General features: G+C 64.1%; 21 protein-coding genes. 6 read left to right on the top strand and 15 right to left on the bottom strand.

All coding sequences use genetic code 11. The features are described 5' to 3' along the window. Window positions 1-13 precede the first annotated feature (13 nt). Both D3242_RS10750 and D3242_RS10745 read left to right on the top strand, forming a co-directional pair. Window positions 14-1288 (top strand): FGGY-family carbohydrate kinase, encoded by a 1275-nt coding sequence (locus tag D3242_RS10750; protein WP_019861510.1) that lies wholly within the window; start codon window positions 14-16, stop codon window positions 1286-1288. Beyond that, entirely contained in the window at window positions 1285-2136 is an 852-nt protein-coding gene (locus D3242_RS10745) for a TIGR01459 family HAD-type hydrolase (RefSeq protein ID WP_019861511.1), read from the top strand. Before D3242_RS10750 ends, D3242_RS10745 begins: the two co-directional genes overlap by 4 nt. Here the strand turns inward: D3242_RS10745 and D3242_RS10740 are convergent. Further along, complete coding sequence (locus tag D3242_RS10740; protein ID WP_027047454.1) at window positions 2123-3133, bottom strand: sugar-binding transcriptional regulator; 1011 nt, start codon at window positions 3131-3133, stop codon at window positions 2123-2125. The genes D3242_RS10745 and D3242_RS10740 overlap by 14 nt on opposite strands. Window positions 3134-3289: 156 nt before the next feature. Between D3242_RS10740 and D3242_RS10735 the strand changes: the two genes are divergently transcribed. Further along, window positions 3290-4084, top strand: coding sequence for a hypothetical protein (locus tag D3242_RS10735; protein ID WP_019861513.1), 795 nt, complete (start codon window positions 3290-3292; stop codon window positions 4082-4084). 23 nt (window positions 4085-4107) lie between these two features. Here the strand turns inward: D3242_RS10735 and ptsP are convergent, their stop codons facing one another. The 5 genes from ptsP to D3242_RS10710 form a co-directional block, all read right to left on the bottom strand. Beyond that, the gene (gene ptsP / locus D3242_RS10730) at window positions 4108-6090 is read right to left on the bottom strand and encodes a phosphoenolpyruvate--protein phosphotransferase (protein ID WP_064981037.1); all 1983 of its coding nucleotides are present in this window, start codon (window positions 6088-6090) and stop codon (window positions 4108-4110) included. Window positions 6091-6242: 152 nt separating this feature from the next. Further along, window positions 6243-6623: a PTS glucitol/sorbitol transporter subunit IIA gene (locus D3242_RS10725; protein ID WP_010911815.1), complete on the bottom strand. Its 381-nt coding sequence runs from the start codon at window positions 6621-6623 to the stop codon at window positions 6243-6245. 26 nt (window positions 6624-6649) lie between these two features. After that, the gene (gene srlE / locus D3242_RS10720) at window positions 6650-7654 is read right to left on the bottom strand and encodes a PTS glucitol/sorbitol transporter subunit IIB (protein WP_038650011.1); all 1005 of its coding nucleotides are present in this window, start codon (window positions 7652-7654) and stop codon (window positions 6650-6652) included. Between the two features lie 16 nt (window positions 7655-7670). Then, on the bottom strand, window positions 7671-8432 hold the full coding sequence (srlA, locus tag D3242_RS10715) for a PTS glucitol/sorbitol transporter subunit IIC (RefSeq protein WP_027047456.1): 762 nt from the start codon (window positions 8430-8432) through the stop codon (window positions 7671-7673). Between the two features lie 51 nt (window positions 8433-8483). Continuing rightward, entirely contained in the window at window positions 8484-8921 is a 438-nt protein-coding gene (locus D3242_RS10710; RefSeq protein ID WP_027047457.1) for a transcriptional regulator GutM, read from the bottom strand. A 191-nt stretch (window positions 8922-9112) separates the two neighbouring features. Between D3242_RS10710 and D3242_RS10705 the strand changes: the two genes are divergently transcribed. Both D3242_RS10705 and D3242_RS10700 read left to right on the top strand, forming a co-directional pair. Further along, entirely contained in the window at window positions 9113-9754 is a 642-nt protein-coding gene (locus D3242_RS10705) for a hypothetical protein (protein WP_038653435.1), read from the top strand. A 106-nt stretch (window positions 9755-9860) separates the two neighbouring features. Further along, window positions 9861-10535: an HAD family hydrolase gene (locus tag D3242_RS10700; RefSeq protein WP_064981038.1), complete on the top strand. Its 675-nt coding sequence runs from the start codon at window positions 9861-9863 to the stop codon at window positions 10533-10535. Window positions 10536-10636: 101 nt separating this feature from the next. Here D3242_RS10700 and D3242_RS10695 read toward each other — a convergent pair whose 3' ends face one another. The 7 genes from D3242_RS10695 to D3242_RS10660 form a co-directional block, all read right to left on the bottom strand. Continuing rightward, window positions 10637-11701, bottom strand: coding sequence for a DUF930 domain-containing protein (locus tag D3242_RS10695; RefSeq protein ID WP_064981039.1), 1065 nt, complete (start codon window positions 11699-11701; stop codon window positions 10637-10639). Between the two features lie 356 nt (window positions 11702-12057). Continuing rightward, the gene (locus tag D3242_RS10685) at window positions 12058-13269 is read right to left on the bottom strand and encodes a DUF930 domain-containing protein (protein WP_064981040.1); all 1212 of its coding nucleotides are present in this window, start codon (window positions 13267-13269) and stop codon (window positions 12058-12060) included. A gap of 106 nt (window positions 13270-13375) precedes the next feature. Beyond that, entirely contained in the window at window positions 13376-14119 is a 744-nt protein-coding gene (locus D3242_RS10680) for a 5'/3'-nucleotidase SurE (RefSeq protein ID WP_019861523.1), read from the bottom strand. Continuing rightward, the gene (locus D3242_RS10675; protein ID WP_019861524.1) at window positions 14116-15282 is read right to left on the bottom strand and encodes an MBL fold metallo-hydrolase; all 1167 of its coding nucleotides are present in this window, start codon (window positions 15280-15282) and stop codon (window positions 14116-14118) included. Before D3242_RS10675 ends, D3242_RS10680 begins: the two co-directional genes overlap by 4 nt. Next, a complete protein-coding gene (locus tag D3242_RS10670) occupies window positions 15282-16358 on the bottom strand; it encodes an ABC transporter ATP-binding protein (RefSeq protein ID WP_064981041.1) in 1077 nt (358 codons plus the stop codon). Before D3242_RS10670 ends, D3242_RS10675 begins: the two co-directional genes overlap by 1 nt. Continuing rightward, complete coding sequence (locus D3242_RS10665; protein WP_064981042.1) at window positions 16346-18049, bottom strand: ABC transporter permease; 1704 nt, start codon at window positions 18047-18049, stop codon at window positions 16346-16348. The genes D3242_RS10670 and D3242_RS10665 overlap by 13 nt, the downstream gene beginning before the upstream one ends. Before the next feature lie 59 nt (window positions 18050-18108). After that, window positions 18109-19095, bottom strand: a complete 987-nt coding sequence (locus D3242_RS10660; RefSeq protein WP_064981043.1) for an ABC transporter substrate-binding protein — start codon at window positions 19093-19095, stop codon at window positions 18109-18111. A gap of 262 nt (window positions 19096-19357) precedes the next feature. On the opposite strand from D3242_RS10660, the gene D3242_RS10655 reads away from it, so the two are divergent. Next, window positions 19358-20329 carry a sugar-binding transcriptional regulator gene (locus D3242_RS10655; protein WP_064981044.1) on the top strand — a complete coding sequence of 324 codons (972 nt, stop codon included), beginning with the start codon at window positions 19358-19360 and terminating at the stop codon, window positions 20327-20329. 45 nt (window positions 20330-20374) lie between these two features. Here D3242_RS10655 and D3242_RS10650 read toward each other — a convergent pair whose 3' ends face one another. Both D3242_RS10650 and D3242_RS10645 read right to left on the bottom strand, forming a co-directional pair. Next, window positions 20375-20743, bottom strand: coding sequence for a hypothetical protein (locus tag D3242_RS10650; RefSeq protein ID WP_064981045.1), 369 nt, complete (start codon window positions 20741-20743; stop codon window positions 20375-20377). 113 nt (window positions 20744-20856) lie between these two features. Further along, window positions 20857-22227 (bottom strand): pyruvate dehydrogenase complex dihydrolipoamide acetyltransferase, encoded by a 1371-nt coding sequence (locus D3242_RS10645; protein WP_064981046.1) that lies wholly within the window; start codon window positions 22225-22227, stop codon window positions 20857-20859.

Below are 22227 nucleotides of genomic sequence, written 5' to 3'. Positions count from 1 at the left end.
AAGGACTGAAGACATGATGCCCCTTGTCATCGGCATCGACATCGGCACGTCGGGCGCGCGCGCCGTCGCCATGCGCCCGGATTTCTCCATTGCCGGCCAGTCCGCCGTTCGGCTCGACAGATTCGGCCAAAATCCCCGCGACCCCTCGGCATGGTGGCAAGCGGTCCAGGCGGCTCTGACGGAACTGCTTTCGGGCATCGACCGCGCTGCTGTCCGCACTATCGCTGTCGACGGCACGTCGGGCACGCTGCTGCCGGTCGACGCCGTCGGGCGGCCGCTGACTGAGCCGCTGATGTACAACGACAAGGTCGACGACGCCGACATCCTGGCAGCCGTCGCCCGCGAGGCGCCGGACGCGAGCGCCGCGCACGGCGCGACTTCCGGCCTCGCCAAGGCGTTACTGTTCCAGCATCTGCCCGGCATCGCGGCCGTGCTGCACCAGGCCGACTGGATCGCCGCAAACTTCTCCGGCCGCTTCGACGTCAGCGACGAGAACAATGCACTGAAGACAGGCTATGACGTCGAGGCGCGCCGCTGGCCGGACTGGATCGCGGCCACCGGCATGCGCGTGGACTTGCTGCCTCATGTCGTCGAGCCGGGTGCCGTCACCGGCACGCTCACCGCGGCCGCCGCGGAACTGTTTGGACTGCCGCGCGATGTGGTCGTGCTCGCCGGCACCACGGATGGCTGTGCCTCGTTCCTGGCGACGGGCGCCACGACGGCTGGCGACGGCGTCACGGCGCTGGGATCTTCGCTCACCATCAAGATCCTCTCCGACCGGCCGATCTCGGCGCCGCGCTTCGGCATCTACAGCCATCGCCTCGGCGACACCTGGCTGGCCGGCGGCGCGTCGAATTCCGGCGGCAAGGTGCTGGCGCAGTATTTTCCGCTGGCGCGGATCATCGAACTCAGCGCGGCAATCGACCCCACGACGCAAACCGGGCTCGACTATTATCCGCTCGGCGCATCGGGCGAGCGCTTTCCGATCGCCGATCCCACCTTGCCGCCGCGTCTTTCGCCGCGACCAGCTGATGATGCTGACTATCTCAAAGCGATGTTCGAAGGCATGGCCGCGATCGAGGCGCTCGGCTACCGCAGGCTGGCCGAGCTCGGCGCGCCGGCGCTGACCTCTGTCAGGAGCGTCGGCGGCGGCGCCGCAAATCCGGCCTGGACTGATATCCGGCGGCGCAAGCTCGGCGTCGATTTCCTGCCGACACTTTCCGATGAGGCGGCCGCCGGCACGGCGCGGCTGGCGCTGAAGGGCGCAAACAAGGCAGGACTGGCATGAGTGCAAAGAAGATCGAACGCCTCGACGGTATCGGGCCGCTGGCCGAGCGCTACCAGGTGTTCCTGCTCGACCAGTTCGGCGTGCTGCATGACGGCCAGGCTCCTTATCCAGGCGCGGTAAAGGCATTGTTGGCGCTGAAGCGCGCCGGCAAGACGGTGGTGCTGATCTCCAATTCCGGCAAGCGCGCCAAGCCCAATGAGGACCGCCTGCTGAAACTCGGCTTCGCCGCCGGCAGTTGGGATCATTTTGTCTCCTCCGGCGAGGTGGCGTGGCGATCCTTCAACGACATGGCGGCGTCGGGAAAGCTGCGTCCGGGGACAAAATGCCTGCTGATCAGCCGCGACAACGACCGCACGGCGATCGAGGGCCTGCCCTTTGTGCTGACCGAGGCCGGTGAGGACGCCGAACTGGTGCTGATCTCCGCCAGCGAAGGCGACCGCCACGACCTCGACCATTACCGCCAACTGCTCGCCCCGGCGGCAGCGCGAAAGGTGCCGTGCTTCTGCACCAACCCGGACAGGATCATGCTGACGGCGGCAGGGCCGCGCTTCGGCGCCGGCGAGATCGCCGATCTCTACGAAAGCCTGGGCGGCAGCGTCACCCGCATCGGCAAACCCTATCGCGCGATCTTCGCTGCGGCCCTGGCGCTGGCCGGTGAGCCTGAGCGCGGCAGCGTCGTCTGCGTCGGCGACAGCGTCGAGCACGACATTGCTGGCGGCAAAGGTGTCGGCGTCGCCACGGCTCTGGTGCTCGGCGGCATATTGGCGGACACACCGGATCTCGCCGCCGTCTTCGACGAGCAGCAGGCCTGGCCCGATTACATCACGGCATCCTTCAGCTTGGGCTGACCGCCTCGAGCATGCGCTTGGCGCTTTCCTCGTCGGTGATCAGGATCGTCGGCGCGATCAGGTTCATCGCACCGAGCAGCGCCTCGGTCTTCTCCTCGCCGCCGGAGGTGAGGATGCGGATTGGCGCCGCGCGCAGACGGTCGACTTCCACCGACATCACGTGGCTGTTGACGGGATGGTCGACCAGGTCGCCATTGCGGTCGAAGAAATGGAACAGAAGGTCGCCGACGGCGCCACGCTCGAGCAGGGCCTCGCGGTCCGCTTCCCTGAGAAAGCCGCCGCGGGAGAAGGTGGTGGCCGAGGCGATGCCGCCGACGCTCAGCAGAACCGCATCGAGCACGTTGGCCATTTCAAAGACCTCCTGCAGGCCGCAGCGCTCGACCAGCGCGATCTTGGTCTCGACACTATCGACGACGGCCGGCGTCGGGATCAGATAGCCGTCGCCCTGGAATATCTGGGCGAAGCGCCAGGCGAACTCGGCCGGGTTGTAGCGCCGCACGACGCCGACACCACCCAGCAGCGAAATGACCTTGAAATCGGTGAGCGACTTGGCGCTGATGAAGGGCAGGCTGGAGAACAGCGTCCGGCCCCAGCCGACGCCGACGCGCATACCGGATTTCATCGTGTCGGACAGGAAAGCCCCGGTCTTGGCGCTGATTGCCGGGATCGGATCGGCATTCGGCGCGGTGAGCGGGGCGACCAGCGCCTGCTGCAGGCCGAAGGTCCGCTCCAGCGCGCGCTCCAGCCGCACGATCTCCGACAATTCGCTCTCGATGGTGATCTTCACCTCGTTGCGCGAACGCGCCTCGGCCAGCATGCGCACGATGGTGACGCGGCCGACGCCAAGCACGTCGGCGATCTCGTTCTGCGTCATCTGCTCGACGAAATACATCCAGGCGGCGCGAATCCTGAGGCGGTCCGTCCGGCTTTCACTGGCCACCTGCTCGGTCGCCTCTGCTCCTGCCCGCCCTTCTTCCGTCTGTCGTCGCCTGGCCAATCATCCCTCCCCCGCGGCGACGGAAGAGCGCGCCGTCGCCGATTCTGCATGCTGGTCTAGTATCGCCTATTGATCTACCAATCGATAGGAACAATGTAGAGTCGGTGGCTGGCCCCTCGCCGGCCGCCCTGCAAGACACTTTCGAGGCAGACCGCGATGCTCCGACAAATCTCCGAAGACGTCCGCGTCAATTTGAAGGACCGGTTGCGGGAGGTCCGCGACATCATCCGGCAAAGCCGCCATGACGGCACCGGCGACGCCAGCTTGTTGCGCGAAGCGACCAGCCATCTGCCGCCGTTTCCGGGCAAGGGCATCGAAGGCCTGCTCAGCCATGCCGCCAGCGCCGTCGACGAGGCGCTGTCGATCGCTGAATCCTTTGTCCCGCACGAGCGCCCGATCAAGGTGGACGGCACGACCGTGAAAGGCCTCGGCACCTATTTTCCGGCCGGAAACGAAGAGCGGCAGTTGAGCGCCGAGCGCCTGTTCCGGCGCGACATGTACTATTTGACGAAGGCGGTGCTCGCCGGGCTGAAGATCGACAATGCCCGCATCCACGAAGCCGATTTCGCCGCCGCGCATGCCACGATCCGCAAGCGCCATGGTGATCTGCTGGCCGCGTTGACCGCGCCGGGCGCGGGACTGCAGGCAATCGCGGCCACTTGCGCGGCGTTGCTGGTCGAGTTGCTCAGCCAGCGTCCGGTGCGCTTTGGCGAAGCCGCGCCGGAAACGGCCGGGGAGCGCGCGCTCGACATAAGCTGCCTGGCGCCGGTGGTTCTGGCCTGCGGCCTGGCGACAACTGGCCGCGACGGCGCGCCTGAGCCCGACATGCTGGAGATCGCGATCCTGGCTGCCGATATCCGTCACGACCGCATCGCGCAGGCCTGCGCCAAGGCAAGCCCGGTCGAGGAACTGACACCAGTCTTTGCCACCTTGCTTGCGCATTTGCCGTAAGCTCCAGCAGCGCTTCCGGAAATCTAGTCCCCGGCCGTCATGGCCGTGATCGTTTTCTTGGCGCGCTGGATCGAGGCCGGGCTCATCGAAAGCTCGGTCAGACCCATCTCGATGAAGGCCGGGATCAGATCCGGGCGTCCGGCGGCCTCGCCGCACATGCCCACCATGATGCCGGCGGCGACGCCGGCTTTGGCCGTCAGCTCGATCGCCGACATGACCGCCGGATTGGTGACGTCGTTGAGCTTGGCGACGGTCGGGTTGAGCCGGTCGGCGGCCATGATGTATTGGGTGAGGTCATTGGTGCCGATCGAGAAGAAGGCCACTTCCTTGGCCAGCGCCGGGGCGATCAGCACGGCGGCCGGGGTCTCGATCATCACGCCGAGATCGAATGTCGCATGCGGCACGCCTTCGGCTTTGAGTTCGGCGGCGCATTCATCGACCAGTGCGCGGGTGCGCGTCACTTCGGAAATATCGGACACCATCGGCAGCATCACCTTGATGTTGCCGTGCACGGCCGCCCGCAGCAGCGCCCTGAGCTGGCGTTTGAAGATATCGGGCCGGTCGAGGCACATTCGAATGCCGCGCCAGCCGAGAAAGGGGTTCTCCTCATCGGGGAACTCGATGCCGGCGATAGGCTTGTCGCCGCCGATGTCGAGCGTGCGCACGATGACCGGATAGGGCGCGAAGGCCTTGGCCAGTGCCGCATAGGTCTCGGCCTGCATGTCCTCCGAGGGGAGGTGCATATGACGCATGAACAGGAGTTCGGTGCGGAACAGGCCGACGCCCATGGCGCCCGCTTCCTGCGCCGCCTCGATCTCCTCCAGCGAGCCGATATTGGCCGCGACCTCGATCACCTTGCCGTCGGCACTTTTCGGCGTCACCATCTTGAAGACGGTCAGGCCGGCGCGCTCCTTCGCCGCCGCTTCGACACGGCCGGCATAGTCGGCCCGCGTCGCCTCGTCCGGATCGATGATCACATGGCCGGTGTTGCCGTCGAGCGCCACGTCGCGCGCGATGCGCAAGGCATTGACCTGGTCGCCGAGGCCCAGCACCGCCGGAATGCCGCGCGAGCGCGCGATGATGGCGATGTGCGAGGTGGCGCCGCCATGGCCGCAAATCACCCCGCCAATGCGCTTCAGCGGCGCCCGAGCCAGATCCCAGGCGCCGATGTCGTCGGCGATCAGAATGGCGCCTTCGGGAATGCTTTCGAGGCTGACGTCGTCCTGGCCGAGCAGCACCAGACAGATCTGCCGCCCGACGGCGTGGACATCGTCGGCCCGCGCATTGAGGTAGTGATCGTCGACCGCGCTGAAATCGGCGGCGATCGTGGAGGCTGCGGTGATGACGGCCGAGACCGCGTCGTTGCCGCCCCTGATCGCCTTTTCGGCCTCGCCGGTCAGGCTGTCGTCGGCGGCGATATCCCTGAGTGCCGCGACGATGCCGCGGTCTGCGGCCGACAGGCTGTCCTGCGCCAAGGCCCGGTCCATGCGCGCCTGGACGGCGGCGACCGCGGCACGGAACCTGTCGATCTCGCCGGCGATCTCTTCGGCCTGCAGCATGCGGCCCTGTCCGGCGATCTCGGGCGGGAAATGTGCGAAGGCCGGCCCGATCGCGACGCCCTCGCTTGCCGCGACACCGCGCAAGCCGTTCGCTTCGCCTGCTGCAGCCGGCACGGATTGGGGTGCCGATGCGGATGCCGCCTGGCCGGCATCATTGGCCGGGCGCTGCGGCTCGGCTTCGTCGTCGAGACCCGCCTTGGGGTTTTCGAGATAGCCGATCAGCGCTTCGATCGCCTCGATGGCGTCGGCGCCGTTCGCCCGCACGGTGACTTCCTGGTTTTCCTTGACCGCCAGCAGCATCAGCTTGACGGAGCTCTTGGCGCTGACCGCCTTGCCGTCCTTGACCAACTCGACATCGGATTCGAAGCCCTTCGCGAGCTTGACGAACCGTGTGGCAGGACGGGCGTGCAAACCTTCATGCACTCTGACGATGGTCGAGCGTTCCATGGCAAATACTCTGCTTTTCCTAGAGCAATTCGTCCAGAAACGACGAATTGCTCTAACTCTTTGTTCTAACGCAATTCCGGGCGGAAGACCGTTTCACACTTTTCCTGGAATTGCTCTGGAGCCGAAACCAGATGGGTCGCGGCGCGAATGCTTCACGCGGCGATGGTGATGATCGCGTCCGTCTTCAGGGCGGCCACGAGCGCCTGGGCATCGACCTGCGATGCGCAGATCTCGCCGGGCCTTTCGGCCTCGGTGGCGCCATTGAACGAGATGACGACATGGCCCATCTCGAGCACCTTGCTCCATGCGCTGGAGCCGACGGCGGTTATGACGGCGGAAACCGGACCAAGGGTGATCGACGCGCCCTTTTGCGGCGCGCCGTCGCTGGGTCCAAGCTCCGTCTTGTGAAGCACCGAAACCTCGGCAAGCTCCGGCGGCGAGCCATCCGCAAACAGGATGACCACGCCCCCTTCGGCAAGATCCGCCACTTCGGGCCCGATGGAAGTGACCCGTGTTCTCAGCAGAACCGACATGTGGCGAACCTCATTCTCTTATTTCCTTAGAACACGATCAGGCTGACGACCCATGCGATCAGCACGGATACGGGGCCCATGATCTGGCGGCTGATGAGCACCGCCGGCACGCCGATTTCGATCGTCTTCGGCTTGGCCTCACCGAGCGCCAGGCCGACGGGGACGAAGTCGCAGCCCACCTGGGTATTGTAGGCAAACAGCGCCGGGAGAGCCATCGCCGGCGAAATCGTGCCGTTGGCGATCTGCGGGCCGATGATGGCCACGCCGATGACCTGCGCGATGACGGCGCCCGGCCCCAGGATGGGCGACAGGAATGGCAGGCCGCAAATGGCCGAGATGATCAGCAGGCCGACAATGTTGTTGGCCAGCGGCCCCATCGGCTGGGCGAGCACATCACCGATGCCGGTGTAGAGGATCAGGCCGATGAGCATGGTCACGAAGGCCATGAACGGCAGCACGTTGCGCACCACCTGGTCGATCGTGCGGCGGCCGGAATTGAAGAAGATGCCGACCACCCGGCCCATGACGCGGCCGATCGAGCTGATCAGGCCGATCAGCCCGCCTTCGCTCGGCAGCGGCTGTGGCGCCGCGGCAGCAGTGTTATTGCTTGAACTCATCGATGCTGCTCCCCCCGCAGTGGTGACCGCCTCGGACCCGTCCGCCATTGTGACGTTGGCCGGCTTCACGCCCGAAACGTAGATGTCCTCCGTGATGAACTGGGCGAGCGGCCCAGCCTGGCCGACCGGCGTCAGATTGACGGTCGGGATGCGCTTGCGCGGATAGACGCCGCAGCGTGCGGTGCCGCCGCAATCGACGACGACCACCGCCATCTCGCCTTCGATTGGCGGCGCCTTGAAGCCATCGACGGCCGTGGCGCCGGTCATGTCGGCGATGAGTTGGGCGACGGGATGGATGCCGCCGCCGGTGACGGAGACGACCTTGTCGCGCTGCGCGGTCGGCTCAATGACGAGCGGGCCACCCCAGCCTGTGTTGCCCCGCGAGATCTTTACGGCTTTGAATGTCCTGTCCATGATGTCCTCCCCGCCCTTACAGCTCGACGCCCTGGCGGCGTGCCATGATGGTGGTGATGCGCTCGGTCAGCATGCCCTTGAGCAGGATGACGACGAGGCCGACAATGGCGTACCAGATCGCCACCTTGACGTGGTAACCGGCGACGACAACGCCCTTCTTCTCGAGCTCGAGCAGAGCTACGAGAATGCCGCCCCAGACGAAATATTCGCCCGGATTGATGTGCGGGAACAGGCCAAGCGGCGGATGCACGTAGGACACGGCCGCGTCATAGAAGGCCGGCTTGTGCTTTTCTTCCAGGAACGATCCGAACGTGTAGGCCATCGGATTGGTGAGGAAGAACACCGCAAGCAGCGGCAGCAGCGTATAGCGGGTCAAGGCAATCCTGCCGGCGCCGCGCGCCAGGCCATGCACGCGCTCTTCGCCGACCAGTTCGGTGACGGCGTAGAAGGCGGTCATCAGCACCACCAGCGTCGGAATGATGCCGGTGACGAAGCCGGCGAACACTTCGCCGCCCTTCTGGAAGATGCCGATGAAGTACTTGCCGATGGCGGTCAGCCAGCCGAGCTGCTCTTCCTGCTGGACTTCCTTCAGCTTTTCCTTGAACTGATCGACGGTTATGGGTCCGCTGTCTGCTTGCGCAAGGACAACGAGATGGTCGGAAGCATGCTCGACGGCGAGCTTGCCATGCAATGCGGCATCCGAGACCATGGCACCTGCGACATGCAGATTGTGCACGGCCATGTCGGCATGCTGCGCCAACAACGAAAATACAGACATTTCTCCTCCTTATGCCGCCCGCCGGTTATCCCAGTCGGTGCGCGGCGTTCTCTAAGCCCTAGCTATGTTCAAGCCGGCCAGGCCCGGCTTCTTCCCCGGCTCCGACCGTGCTTTGTCGATCTGTTCGATCGCCCGCTTCACGGCCTCGGCCACACCGGGTTCCCCCTCCCCCATGATCGCAGGGTTGGACCGGACTCGATCGAGGGGAACGCCCTCGAATTCTTCATGTCTTTTGAACTTGGTGAAGACGGACCGGCCGCTCATCACCATCAGGCGGCGCACGATCAGGTCGGGCGTTACCACGACGAGCGCGATGGTGCCCTTGGCCAGCCGGCCGCGAAAATTGCCGGCTCCGACGAAGCCATCCTTGTACTGGTCGGTGACGCCCCGGAAGACATCCGAATAGTGCCGCATCTGCAGCCAGACGCCGAGCGACTGCAGCGCCCACACAATAACCAGCAGAAGCAGTCCCCACTGCCAAATCGCCATTCGGTTCTCCTCCCGAAGCCTATGTTGAGCCGCACCTTGGACCGGCGCACGACAACAGCAAAGTGAGAACATTTGTTTCCGCGAATGTCAATATGTATGATATTGGCCTCCGCCACGCCATCCACAGGGCCGCCTGCCGATTTCGGCGGCGGCATGGCTGTGCTAGCCTGTCGTCAAACGGGATGCATGAAATGGAACTGCCCTTCAGGGATGAACTGGCCCTTATGCCCGACCTGCGCCACCGCTTGCGGCAGCTGCGCTGGTTTCGCGCCACTTTCCGCGGCAGCGCCAAGGTGGTCTCGGACACGTTCGGCGTGCGTTTCGAGATCGACGAGGCAAAGCTGACCCGAGCTTTTCTCGACTGGGTCGAGATCATGGAAGCGCAGAAGCGCTTCGCCGCGATCGACCGCGCCGACTTCATCGTCTTTGCCGCCGGCCTCGTGCTGCGCGAGCTGATCAAACAGGCGCCGGCCAGGGAAATCTCCGGCCTCGCGCAACTCATCGAAACGGATCACAATGCCGGCACGCTGGAAATCATCCGCTTCTGGCCGGAAGGTTTTCTCTACACCAATTACTGCGTCTCGGTGATTTCGGCGATCTATGAGCAGGAGTTCGGCAAGGCGCCCAGCATCGACAAATGCGCCGACGATCTGCGCACCTGGTGGTCCTATCGCGAAAACGTCACCGAGATGCCGGCCTATGCGGTGGCGTTCCTCGACCGCTTCCTGGGTGCGGAGCCGAACTGGATCACGCCGGACCGCGCTCAGTCCCGGCAAGCCATGCAACGGGCGCTCGGATCCGGCCGCGCAAGCGATGCGCTGCGCCAGCTTTGACTGCCCCGCCGTTTCAGCCCCAGAACGCGCTCAAGACATCGCACTATTGAACATTTGACTTTTTGCCGATAGCGATGTGCGGAATTTGACGTGAGGAGACAAGCGCGTGCCGCGACCAAGGCCTATCATTTTCGATTGCGACGGTGTTCTCGTCGACAGCGAGCCGCTGGCCGCCAGGGCCTACGAACGCGTCTATGAAAGGCACGGCATGCCCGGCGTCCATGGCGGCATTATCGCCCAATGCGTCGGCATGAAGCAGTCCGACATCATCGCCAGGATCAGGGAATTGACCGGCCATCAGTTTCCCGCTGCCGCCGACGGCGACATCTGGTCCGAGACCAAGATCCTGTTCACTGAGGAATTGAAGCCGACGCCAGGAATCGCGGCGTTTCTGGAAACGATCGAGGGCGACCGCTGCGTCGCCTCGTCATCCTCCATCGAGCGCATCAACCACAGCCTGGCCGTCACTGGGCTGGCGCAGTTCTTCGGCGAGGCGATCTACAGCTCCTCCATGGTCAAGAACGGCAAGCCGGCGCCCGACATCTTCCTGTTCGCCGCCGCCAGGATGGGCGCCGATCCGGCCGACTGCATCGTCATCGAGGATTCGCCCTTCGGCATCCAGGGCGCGGTTGCCGCCGGCATGAAGGCGATCGGCTACACCGGCGGCGGCCACACCTATGCCGACCACGCCGCGCGGCTGACGGCGGCCGGTGCCGATTTCGTCTGCGCGGACTGGCAAGAAATTAGCCGGCAATTGTCCGGGCTCGGCGTGCCGGCCTGATCTAGAGAAATTCCAGAAAAGCGCGAGCGGTTTTCCGTCCGGAATTGCGTCAAAACAAAGAGTTAGAGAAGTTCGCCGTTTCCATGAAGCGGTGAAACGCACTAGTAGGGACTGGGTAGTCTAAGACCGGCCCATTCGCTGGGCGGGATTAGTGCCCCCACGCGGAAGTTGAAGGATAGGACCCTCGTCGCATCGGTGTCGACCTCGCACCGAAAGCCCAGATGGTACCATGTGGTTGTCGTGCTGAAAGCGACATCCGGGGCGTCTAGAATATTACCCACCTTCAACGGAATAGATGGTACCCATTTGGGAAAATAGGAAGCATCCAGCAATTCCTGCTGCAACGCGCTGGCGCAAAGTTTGGCCGCACGCTGACCGCGAGGCACCCCGCCCATCGCGGTCGTGGCCAACGCATCGCCGGTAGCGCCCTGCGAGTAGAGCCTACGAACACCCGGAAGGCCCGAGTTGTTCCGAGATGCAGACTTCGAGGCCTTTGAAGGGCTGGGCTTCGGCGCATTTGCGGGTTTGGGCTTTGGTGCCTCGGCCGTTGTGGGAAGCTCGATCTCGCCGCCGCTATCGGCAGCCAAAGGCGCTGGTGCCGCGCCCTGTTGCTTGGCGGCGTCGAGCGCCGCCTGCTTGTCTGGCTGCTGTTTGGCTGCCTGTTGTTTATCCATCTCGGCGCTTGAAGCGGCCTGCTGCTCGGAGTCTGCCGGCGTGACAGGTTGGCTGTCTGCAGGCTTCGGCACGACAGGCGGCTTCGAATCGTCATCCTTGGCCGGAGACGGCGAACTCTCCTGAGCGCTGGCCCCGTCCAGGGATTTCCTCGGGCCGGTATCCTTGTCGCCGAACTGAAAAACAGGCTTCAGGACCTCGCCTGGCGGTGGCTTCTGAGACTGCTTCTCCGGCGGAGGTTGTTTTTCAACTTTCTGCTCAGGTGGCTTTTCAACCTTCGGTTCCGGTGGCTTTGGCGCCGGCGGAACGGGTTTCGGCTTTGGCTGATCGGGCGCAGGCACGATCGCGACATTGACTGGCTGCTCCTCGCGCGGCTGTTGGGGAGGAACGGGCAGGCCATACACAAGGAGTGCCGCGGCAAGCACGTGCAGGATCAGCGATGCGGAAATACCCCACAACAGATACCGACGCCGTTCTTCTGTCTCGCCCTTCATCCTGACCGATGTGGAATGAAATAGCGGCGGCTTCAAGCATAAGCACTGGATTTGCGCATATAGCCGCTGACAGCTTGTCGATTTGGATCACCACACCCAGGGGAGCCTGGCCAAGTCGCTGTGGCGGCTCAATAAGCGGCTGCGCACGATCCGATCCAGCAAGACCTGAGATCAGCCAGTTCGCCGCCGGGATGAGTGCCAATCCGGCCGGCTGCATCGTCATCGAGGATTGGTCCGTCGGCATCCAGGGCGCGGTTGCCGAGCACACCGCTATGGCTGACGGCTGCCGGTGCCGATTTCGTCTGCGCCGACTGGCAAGAAATTAGCCGGCAATTGTCCCTGCTTGGCGTGCCGGCCTAATTCAGCGGATACTTGGTGAATCCACGGCTGGCCCATTCACCAGGCGGGACTAATGACCCCACACGGAAGTTGAAGGATAGGACCCTCGTCGCATCGGGGTCGACTTCACATCGGAAGTTTAGATTGTACCAAGTGTTTCTGGTGCTGAAGGCCGCTTGACCAGGGTTCAGAACATTGCCTTTGTCCAGCGTAATGGTTGGCACCCATTTGACCGAATAGTCGGCACTTTGCAGTTCCTGGCTCAGAACATTGCCGCAAAGGGTGGCCACACGCTGACCGCGCGGCACATTCTCCATGGAACTTGTGGCGAAGGCATTGCCGGTTGCTCCCTGCGAGTAAAGCTTTCTGACGCCCGGAAGGCCGGAATAGATTGGCGATCCTGCAACATCGTTGTTGGTGGGATTTGACCTCCCAGCGTTCCCGATCGGCGCTTTGAAGGCTCTGGCGGGTTTGAACGTCAACGTCTTGGCAGGCTTTGCCTTTCCAGCTGAGGCTGGAGGCGCTGGCTTAGCACCAGTCTCAGCCGCCGATGGCTTTGGCGTCACAACCGCTTGCTTTTCGGCGGGTTGCGGTGCGAGCTCCTGTTTGTCCGGCTGCTGTTTGTCAGCGTCCTCGGTCGCCTGCTTCTCCTCGCTTTGCGCAGGTTTGGCGTCCGGCGCGGCGGCCTCCTGCTTTTCCTCGCCTTGCGCGGGCTTTTCCTCCGGCGCAATGGTGGCCGGCTTCTCGTCAGGCTTGCTGGGCTCTGCCTTCTGCTGTGGCGTTGCGGCCGGGGCGGGCTGGGTCGGCGCGGGTGTCGGTGTTATAGGCGGCTTCGCCGCCTCATCCTTGGCCGGTGACGGCGTGTTGGGTTTAGCGCTGCTTCCGTCGAGCGATTTCTCCGGCCCGGTATCTTTCTGGCCGTACTGGAAGACGCGCTTCAGAACATGGTCGTCTGGCAGTTTCGGGGGCTCCGGAGGCGGCTTTTGTTCAGGCGGCTTTTCAGCCTTCTTTTCGGGTGTCAGCTCCGGTGGCTTTGGAGCAGGTTTGGGCTTGGGCTTCTCGGGCGGCGGCACAATCGCGACATTGACGGGTTGTTCCTGCTGTTCCGTCTGCTGCTCGGATCTCGGCACGCCAAAGAACAAGAACGCTCCGATCAAGGCATGCAGGATCAGCGATGCGGCCAAAGCCCATCGCCAATTGCGAAACCACTCTCGTATCTTGCCGTTCATTGCGCCCGATGTGGAATGAAATAGCGGCGGCTTCAAGCACAGGCATCGGATTGGCGCGGTTTAGCCGCTGACAGCTTGGTGATCGGGATGGTCGCACACAGGAAGATCAGTCCAGAATCCCGCCTACAAACCGTTCGTCCAGCCGCGTTTCGCCAAACCAGTTCAGCCTGTTGATGCTGACGTATCCGGTATCGATCGCCTCGTTCTCGTCGCCCGGCTCGCTCGCATGAGCGCGCCCGCGCGGCACGGTGATGACGGTGCGATCGCCATCGCTTTCCACGATCTCGGCCGTGCGGCCGATCTTGTCACGGCCGATGCGTGGCTGTCGGATCTCGGCCGGCAGCGCGGTCGGCAGGTTGACGCTCAACCAATGGCCTTCTGTCGCCCAGCCGGCGCGCGACTGCCACAGCGAGGCGATCAGCGCGCCAAGCCATGGATCGTCCCTATCGGTGAACTCAGGATTCTTCACGCGCGAAAAGCCGATCGCCGGGACGCCCCAGAAGGTCGCCTCCCGGGCAATGCCGAGCGTCCCGGAATAGGCGAGATCCTCGGCGACGTTGCGGCCGTCATTGACACCCGCCAATAACAGGTCCGGTTTCCTCGCGTCGGCAAACAGCCACGTCATCGCGCTGACCACGCAATCGGCCGGCGTGCCGGAGCAGGAGTACCAGTTCGGCTTGACGCGCCGCATCGTCAGCGGCCTCGCGATCGTCAGCGACGAGCCGGCGGCGGTGCGCTTGCCATCGGGCGCGACGACCCAGACATCGTCGCTCAGCCCGCCGGCGGCGTTGACGAGACGGGCAAGTCCCGGCGCTTCGATGCCGTCATCGTTGCAGATCAGGATTCTCATTCTTTGCTTCCTTGCGGCACCGTGATGCGCTGGCCGGTACGGCATTGCGTGCGCAGCGACGGGATGTGGCTTTTGAGGTCATCGAGAAGATCGGCAACGCAGGAATGGCCGAGCGCTTCAGGCCGTCCTGCCTTCTCCCATATTTCGACATTGCCCGACAGCGTTGGATGGGTGGGCATGCGCACCCAATCCGCCCGACCGGCTCTGTGCAGCAGATCGCCAGGAGAACCTGCCGGCAAATGTCCGGTGAGCAGCACGGGAAACCCGGCATCGTCGGCACGCGGCAACAGCCGCGACGACGGGCCGGCCTCGCCCATGCCGTCATCGGCCAGCAACGGCAGCGACGGCAGGGGATCGGCATCGGTCCAGTCCGCAGCACTCGCCAAGCGGGCACGCAGGTGCTCGGAAACGCCCGGCAACAAAGCCGCTGTGGCCCCGATCTGCCCCGCCAGCGACGAACGCATGCCGGCATGGATGGCGAATGGGCCCGGCAGCGCCGCGATCAATTCCAGCGACCGCCCCGACAGCGGCGTCGGCAGCAGACATCCCCGCGGATGACGCGCTACCCATTCAGAAATTTCTTGCGCCCGCGCAGCCCCCGGCACGGGATCGGCGCCGTAGGAGGCATCGAAGACCAGAAGATCGCAATGCGGGATCGTGTCCATGACAAACACATTGCTGTCCGGCACGACATCGGCGGAATAGGCGGCGCGGCTTTTGCCATCATCGACGGCGAACCAGACGCCGCCCACGACATGCCCGGATCGCCCGGTCCCGATCGTGAGATTTCCACTCTTCAGCGTATCGCCGGGTTCGAAGAGCTCGATGCGATTGGCTGGAAACGGAAAGCGCTTGAAATCCCCCGGATCGGCATAGGCGGCAAGCGTGGCCGCAGCCTCATCGCGCGTCTCGGCCGTCATGAAGATCGGGCCGGCATAGCCGCGCGACAACAGCCAACTCAGCGCACCGATATGATCCTCATGGGCGTGCGAGACGAAGAGTGCATCGATGTCGTCGACCCGACCGTCGAGCGCCGGATAATATTCCGCGCCGGAGGCGCCGACCTTGACGCCGATATCGAGCAGGATGCGGTCGCCGCCGCTGCTGACGGCGAGGCTGGTGCGGCCCTTTTCCCCAAAGCCGCCAAGCAGATCGAGCATCATCACGAGGCCGTCCCCACCGGGATCAGCCAGCCGGATCTTATGCGCAGGCGTGCCTGGGCTCCACTCTCCAGCGTAACCGGGTCTGGCTGCTCGAAATGCAAGGTGAGGTCAGGCCCCGCGGCAGGGGTGAATTCGATGCGTGCGGCGCCACCCTGGTAGATCACCCGTTTGACGAGGCCATCGAAGCCTGGCCCATGCGGTGAGACGTCAAGGTCGGCCGACCGGCAGCAGATCTTGGCACCCGCACGCGGCCGCTCGCCGGGGCGGCAGCGGACCACCAGCTCGGTTCCCAGAGCCCTGACCTTGCAATGGCCGCCGTCTTCGCCCGTCAGGACATCCGCCGGCAGCAGGATGCCTTGCGAGACAAAGGAGGCGACCATCTCATTTGCCGGCTCATGATAGAGTTCACGCGGTGTCGCCAGTTGCGCCACGCGGCCATGGTCCATCACCGCGATGCGGTCGGCCAGCGACATCGCCTCGGCCTGATCGTGGGTGATGTAGACGATGGTCGTGCCTGTGCGCTTGTGAAAGGCGGCGAACTCGTCCTCCATCGAGGCTCTCAGATGCACGTCGAGATTGGCGAGCGGCTCGTCGAACAGCACCAGCGACGGTGCGGCGACAAGACAGCGCGCCAGCGCCACGCGCTGGCGCTGACCGCCGGAAAGATTGGCCGGCCTGCGCTGGCCCAGTCCCTGCAAATTGACCAGAGCCAGCGCGTCCTCGACCTTCTGGCGCGCGACGGTCTTGTCGAGCTTCGCCACCTTCAGCGAATAGCCGATATTCTCGGCCACCGTCATGTGCGGCCACAGCGCATAGTTCTGGAAGACGATGCCGACGCGCCGCTTTTCCGGCGCGACGCTGCCGACGCTGCTCGACACGACATCGCTGCCGATGCGGATCTCTCCCGAAGTCACTTTCTCGAATCCGGCGACGAGCCTGAGCAACGTCGTCTTGCCGCAGCCGGACGGTCCAAGCACGGCCAGGAACTCGCCGTCGGCAACGTCGATCGAGACGTCCTTCACGGCTTCGAAGTTGGCGAAGCTCTTGGTCACATGGTCCAGGCTCAGTCGCGCCATGGCAGCACTCCGCTGGGAAGGTAGGGGGCAAGCAGATTGGTCACCAGCATCAGCACGAAGGTGACCGCGACCGTGATGACCGACATCGCCGCCGCGTAGTTGGAATCGCCGCCCTGTTCGAAGGAAAACATCACCACGCCGATCGTCTCGGAGCCTGACGACCACAGCAGCGCCGAGACGGTGAGTTCGCTGAGCGCCGTCATGAAGATCAGCAGACCACCGGCGATCGCTGCAGGCGCGACCAGTGGAAAGATGATGGTGCGCATGCGCGTGAACAGGCCGGCGCCCGCCACCTGCGCGGCCTCCTCCAGCGCCCGGTCGATCTGGTGATAGCCGCTAATGGTCGGCCGCAGCGCCAGCACCAGGAAGCGGGCGAGGTAGGCGTAGAGGATGATCCAGACCGTGTTGTAGAGTTGGATGCCGGTCAGTGGGATCGGCCTGAGGAAGAGCAGCAGCGAGGCGATCGCCAGCACCACGCCGGGCAAGGCATAGGGCAGTTCGACCGCCAGATTGAGCAGCCGTACCCAGCGCTGCCTGCCCCAGGCGATGAGATAGCCGACCGGCACGGCGACCACGACCGCGAAGAATGCGGCCGCGATCGACAGCCAGAAACTGTTGAAGAAGGCGCGGTTGGCGGCGTCATGCTCGAACAGCACGAAACGATAATTGTCGAGCGTCACCGTCTTGGCGGTGAGCGCGATGCCATAGCCCGGTACCAATGAGGTCAGCACCAGCCCGAACAGCGGCAGGAACAGCACCAGCACGATCAGCAGCCACATGCAGGCCTGGACAATAGGCCGCCAGCGACCGAGTTCGTAGGGTTCGGCCGGCAACGATGTCGAAGAGATACGGTAGTCGCGGCGGCGGCTCATCACCTCCTGGGCGAGAATGCCGGCCATGGCGATAACGCCGATCAGAGCCGATAGGAACGCGGTCTCGCCGAGCACGGCCGGACCACCGCCGGCCAGCTTCTGATAGATAAGGGTCGGCAGCACCAGGTAGTTGGCGGGAATGCCGAGGAAAGCCGGAATGCCGAAATTGCCGACGCAGGACACGAAGGCGAGTGCCGCGGCCGCCATGATCGACGGCGTCATCAAGGGCAGAACGATGGTGACCAGCACGGGGAACCAGCCCGCGCCGCCGGCGCGCGCGGCCTCGACCAGTTCGCGCGGCAGCTTGCGCAGGCCGGCACGCACCAGCAGGAACACCAGCGGGCCATATTGGATGCCAAGCAGCAGAATGATGCCTGACGTCGAGTAAAGCGGGTTTTTCGTGCCGAGCGGCGGTGCCGCTCCGAACAGCTTGAGGAATGGGCTTGCCGGGCCGAACAGTTGCAGCCAGGCCAGCGCCGTGACCTGCGGCGCGATCATCAGCGGCATGACGTAGCAGAGCACCAGGGCGCTGCGGCCGCGTATGTCGGTCAGCGAGACCAGCACCGCCACCAGCGTTCCCGACAGCACCGCAAGCAAGGTGCCGCCGATGCCGACGACCAGCGTATGCCATGTCGCGATCCAGGTTGCCGGGCTTCTCAGCCCGGCCGCAATGGCCACGGTCGACAGCGTGCCGCCAGGTGCCACGATCTCCTTGATGAGGCGCAGCATGGGCAGCAGCGAAAGCAGCACGATGACGACGGCCACCGCCGCCGTCAGGACCATTTCCTGGCCCCGGCTTTCCCTGACGCGTGTTGGCATGGTTGTGTTTCCTGAGGTCCGGGATGCCGTCGAAACGACATCCCGCCACGATTGCCGGCTCAGCCGCCGAACAGTTCCTGGAACTTCGCCTTGTCGGCGTCGGTCTTGGCGACGATCGCCTTGGTGTCGAACGGCATCACCTTGACCTTGACGCCTTCCGGCAGCCATTCGGGACGGCCGACCGAGGCACGCGCCGGCAGGTAGCCCATGGACAGCGCCAGCTTCTGGCCTTCATCCGACAGAATGAAGTCGACGAACTTCTTGGCGCCGTCGACATTCTTGGCGGTCTTCATGATGGCGACCGGCTCGGTCACCGCCGGCACGCCTTCGCTCGGGAACACGAACTCGACCGGCGAGCCCTTCTTCTTGGCGTTCATCGCCATGAAGTCGACGAGGATGCCATAGGGCTTCTCGCCTGATGCCACCGACTTCAGTACAGCACCGTTGCCGCGCACGCTGACGGTGTTGTTGGTCTTCAGCTTCTGGAAGAAATCCCAGCCTAAGTTGGTATCGCCGGCAAAGCCGGAAAGCAGATAGGCGGCCGCGCCCGAATAGAGCGGGCTCGGCATGACCAGGCCATCGGCATAGGCGGGCTTGGCAAGATCGGCCCAATGCTGCGGCTTTTCAGCAGCCGCGGTGTTGTAGACGATGCCGGTGGTGATCAGCTTGCTGCCGAAATAGGTCCTGTCGGCGTCATAGGCATCAGCCTCGATGCCATCGAGCTTGGCTTCGGGATAAGGCAGCAGCCGGTCGTCCTTCTTCAATAGCTCCATCGAGACCGCGTCGGCGATCAAAAGCACGTCGGGTTGCGGGCTGCCGGCGGCGAACTCGGCCGCCATCTTGGTGAGGATGTCGCTGGTTCCAGAACGATAGATGGTCACGTCGATGCCGGGCTGCGCCTTCTTGAAGGCGTCCACGGTCTTGGCCGCGTCGGCTTCCGGCTGCGATGTGTAGAGCGTCAGTGTTTCGGCGTTTGCCACGCCGGCAAACAAAATTGCCGCGAGCGCCAACTGGCTGGCCAGCAGCTTGATGAGTAGCGTCTTCATGAGACCTCCTGTCTTGTCTGTGCATGACCGGTCCGGCCCCTGGCCGGCTCCCCGTCTCTTCCTCCCTGCACGGCGCATATGACTGGTGGATGACACTGCGCGTGAAACTCACAAAATATGTTCATTTGTACATTGTCAATTACAAATGATCAGAGATGTGCAACAATCGGCTTGGCTGAAACCGGCAGCCGGTTGACATCCGGCCGGCGTTTCTCCGATGAGGACGACGCGGTCGGCCATGGCTGATGAGGGACGAGAACAGATGCCCACAGAAAAACCCACACCGGCCCGCCTGCCGATGGTGTCGTCCGATCTCAACGTCAAGACGGCCTGGCTCTACTATGTCGAGGGCTTCACGCAGGAACAGATCGCCGAGAAGCTCGATGTCTCCCGCGTGAAGGTCATGCGCACGCTGGCTGCCTGCACCGCCGAAGGCATCGTGGTCACCATGATCAACGCACCGACCGCCGGGCAGGTTGCGCTCGAGCGGGAACTGGAAAAGCGCTGGGGCCTCGACGCCGCGGTGGTCATCCCGACACCCTCGGCGCATGAGCATCTGGAAAAGGCGATCGGCCATGCCGTGGCGGCCTATCTCGGCGAGCAGATGCACGACGGCATGACGCTGGCGATCGGCGGCGGCGCGACACTGCATGCAAGCCTGGGCTTCCTCGCCCGCCAGCAGCTGAGGCGCGCCTCGGTGGTGGCGCTCGTCGGCAGCCTGCCGCATTCGCAGTGGATCAACCCGTCGATCGTCGCCGCCAAGGTCGCCGATGTCTTCGAGGTCGACTCCTACCAGATCACCGCGCCGGTGATGGTTGACGATCCCGCGCTTCGCGACCTCCTGTGGGCGCAGCCGACCCTGCAGGACGTACGCCAGCGGGCGGCGGCCGCCGACATCGCACTGCTCACCGTCGGCGACATGTCCGCGGACGCCACCATCTTTCGCCACGGGATCGTGCCGTCATCGCTGATCGCGCCATTGAAGGCGAAAGGCGCGGTCGCCAACATGCTGTGCTACTTCGTCGATGCCGCCGGCCGGCTGGTCGACCATGAGGTCAACGGGCGCGTCATGGCCATCGGTCTCGATGTGGTGAGCCAGGTGCCGAATGTCGTGCTGGCCGCCGGCGGAAAACGCAAGGTGGCGGCGATCCTGGCCGCACTCAAGGCGGTCAGCACCAATGTGCTAATCACCGACAGCGACACGGCGACTGCACTGCTGGCCAAGGGCGGTTGAGGTCCTGCCATTTGCAGGCCGACCTCACCCGAATATAGATACACCTTAGATGAGGCCGCGTTCGCGCAAATAATCCTCGACGCCGACATGGGTCATGGATTCGAATTCGGCGATCGCCTCGGCCACCCGCTTGCGCTGGGCCGCCAAAAGGGTGAACACCTGTTTCATCTCACCGGAAACGCCAAAACGGCTCCAGCGCTCGGCGATATGAGCGGGCAGGCCGATATCAGCACAGAACGCATCGAGGCTGTCATAGCCCAGGTCAGCGACAAGCTGCCTGGTCTCCTCCGCCGACATGCGCGGCTCGAAGGCATGGTCGTGCAGGCGCTGCGCCACCAGCTTGATGTCGGACGGCGAGGCACCCATGACCTTGCCGAACAAGGTTTTGACGTCAGACGGGTCGAATGCAGGCATTTTGGCCTCCCTTGGTCGCGATCCACTGGGGAAGATGGGTCAAGGGTCGGCGCCTGACAAGTCGTTTCTGTCGTAAGCCGGCGTAACGTTTGGCACCGGCTTACAACAAGAAGCTAGACCAGCATGCCCATCGGGTTCTCGATCAGCCGCTTGAAGGCGACCAGAAGTTCGGCGCCGAGCGCGCCATCGACAGCGCGATGGTCGGTCGACAAGGTCACCGACATCACGGTGGCGATTTTGATCTCGCCATTCTTGACCACCGCCCGCTCCTCGCCGGCACCGACCGCCAGGATCGTCGCATGCGGAGGATTGATGACGGCGGCGAAGTCCTTGATGCCGAACATGCCGAGGTTGGATACGGCCGTGGTGCCGCCCTGATACTCCTCCGGCTTCAGCTTGCGGCTGCGGGCGCGGCTCGCCAGATCCTTCATCTCGTTGGAGATGGTCGACAGCGTCTTTTCGTCCGCATGCCGAATGATCGGCGTGATCAGGCCACCGGGGATCGAGACGGCAACGCCGACATCGGCATGCTTGTGCTTGACCATGGCACTTTCGGTCCACGAGGCATTGGCATCCGGCACAGCCATCAAGGCCATCGCCATCGCCTTGATGACCATGTCGTTGACCGACAGCTTGTAGGCGGGAGCCTCGCCCTTGTCGGTCTTCTTCATCGGGGCGGCGGCATTGATCTGCGTGCGCAGCGCCAGCAATGCGTCGAGTTCACAGTCGAGCGTCAGATAGAAATGCGGGATGGTGGACTTGGCCTCGACCAGCCGCCGCGCAATCGTCTTGCGCATATTGTCGTGCGGGACGAGTTCGTAGGAGCCTTGCTCGAACAACTTCAGCACTTGGTCGTCCGACATCGCTTTCACTGCAGGGGCAGAAGCAGCCGGCGTTGCTGGCGCAGCGGTGGGCACGACCTCGGCTTCGGGTGCAGCCTTCGCGCCGCCGGCAACCGCCGCGTCAATGTCCGCCTTGACCACGCGGCCATAAGGGCCGGTGCCGATGATGCTGGCAAGAGCAAGACCTGCCTCACGGGCCAAACGTCGGGCAAGCGGTGTCGCGCGTATGCCCGACGGCGATTGGCCGATCTCCCCCCTTGTGGGGGAGATGCCCGGCAGGGCAGAGGGGGGCGTGACAGAATGCGACGTTGGCGGGACAGCGCCGCCCTCTGCCGGCTTCGCCGACATCTCCCCCACAAGGGGGGAAATTGGCGCCGCGTCTTGCTTGGCCGCATAGGCCTCGCCATCGGCATAAATCCACGCAACCGGCGCGCCAACGGGAATGTCGACGCCTTCCTTGCCGGTGACGTCGCGCAGCACGCCGCTGGCTGGCGCGTCGATTTCCATGGCTGCCTTGTCGGTCTCGATCTCGAACAGCACGTCGCCCTTCTTGACCCGGGCGCCTTCCTCAGCGAACCAGCGCGAGATCTGTCCGGTCGCCATGTCCATGTCGACCTTGGGAAGAATGACTTCGGTCGGCAT

The sequence above is a fragment of the Mesorhizobium jarvisii genome, assembly GCF_003601985.1.
GTDB lineage: Bacteria > Pseudomonadota > Alphaproteobacteria > Rhizobiales > Rhizobiaceae > Mesorhizobium > Mesorhizobium jarvisii.
This window is presented reverse-complemented; position numbering and strand designations above follow the sequence as displayed.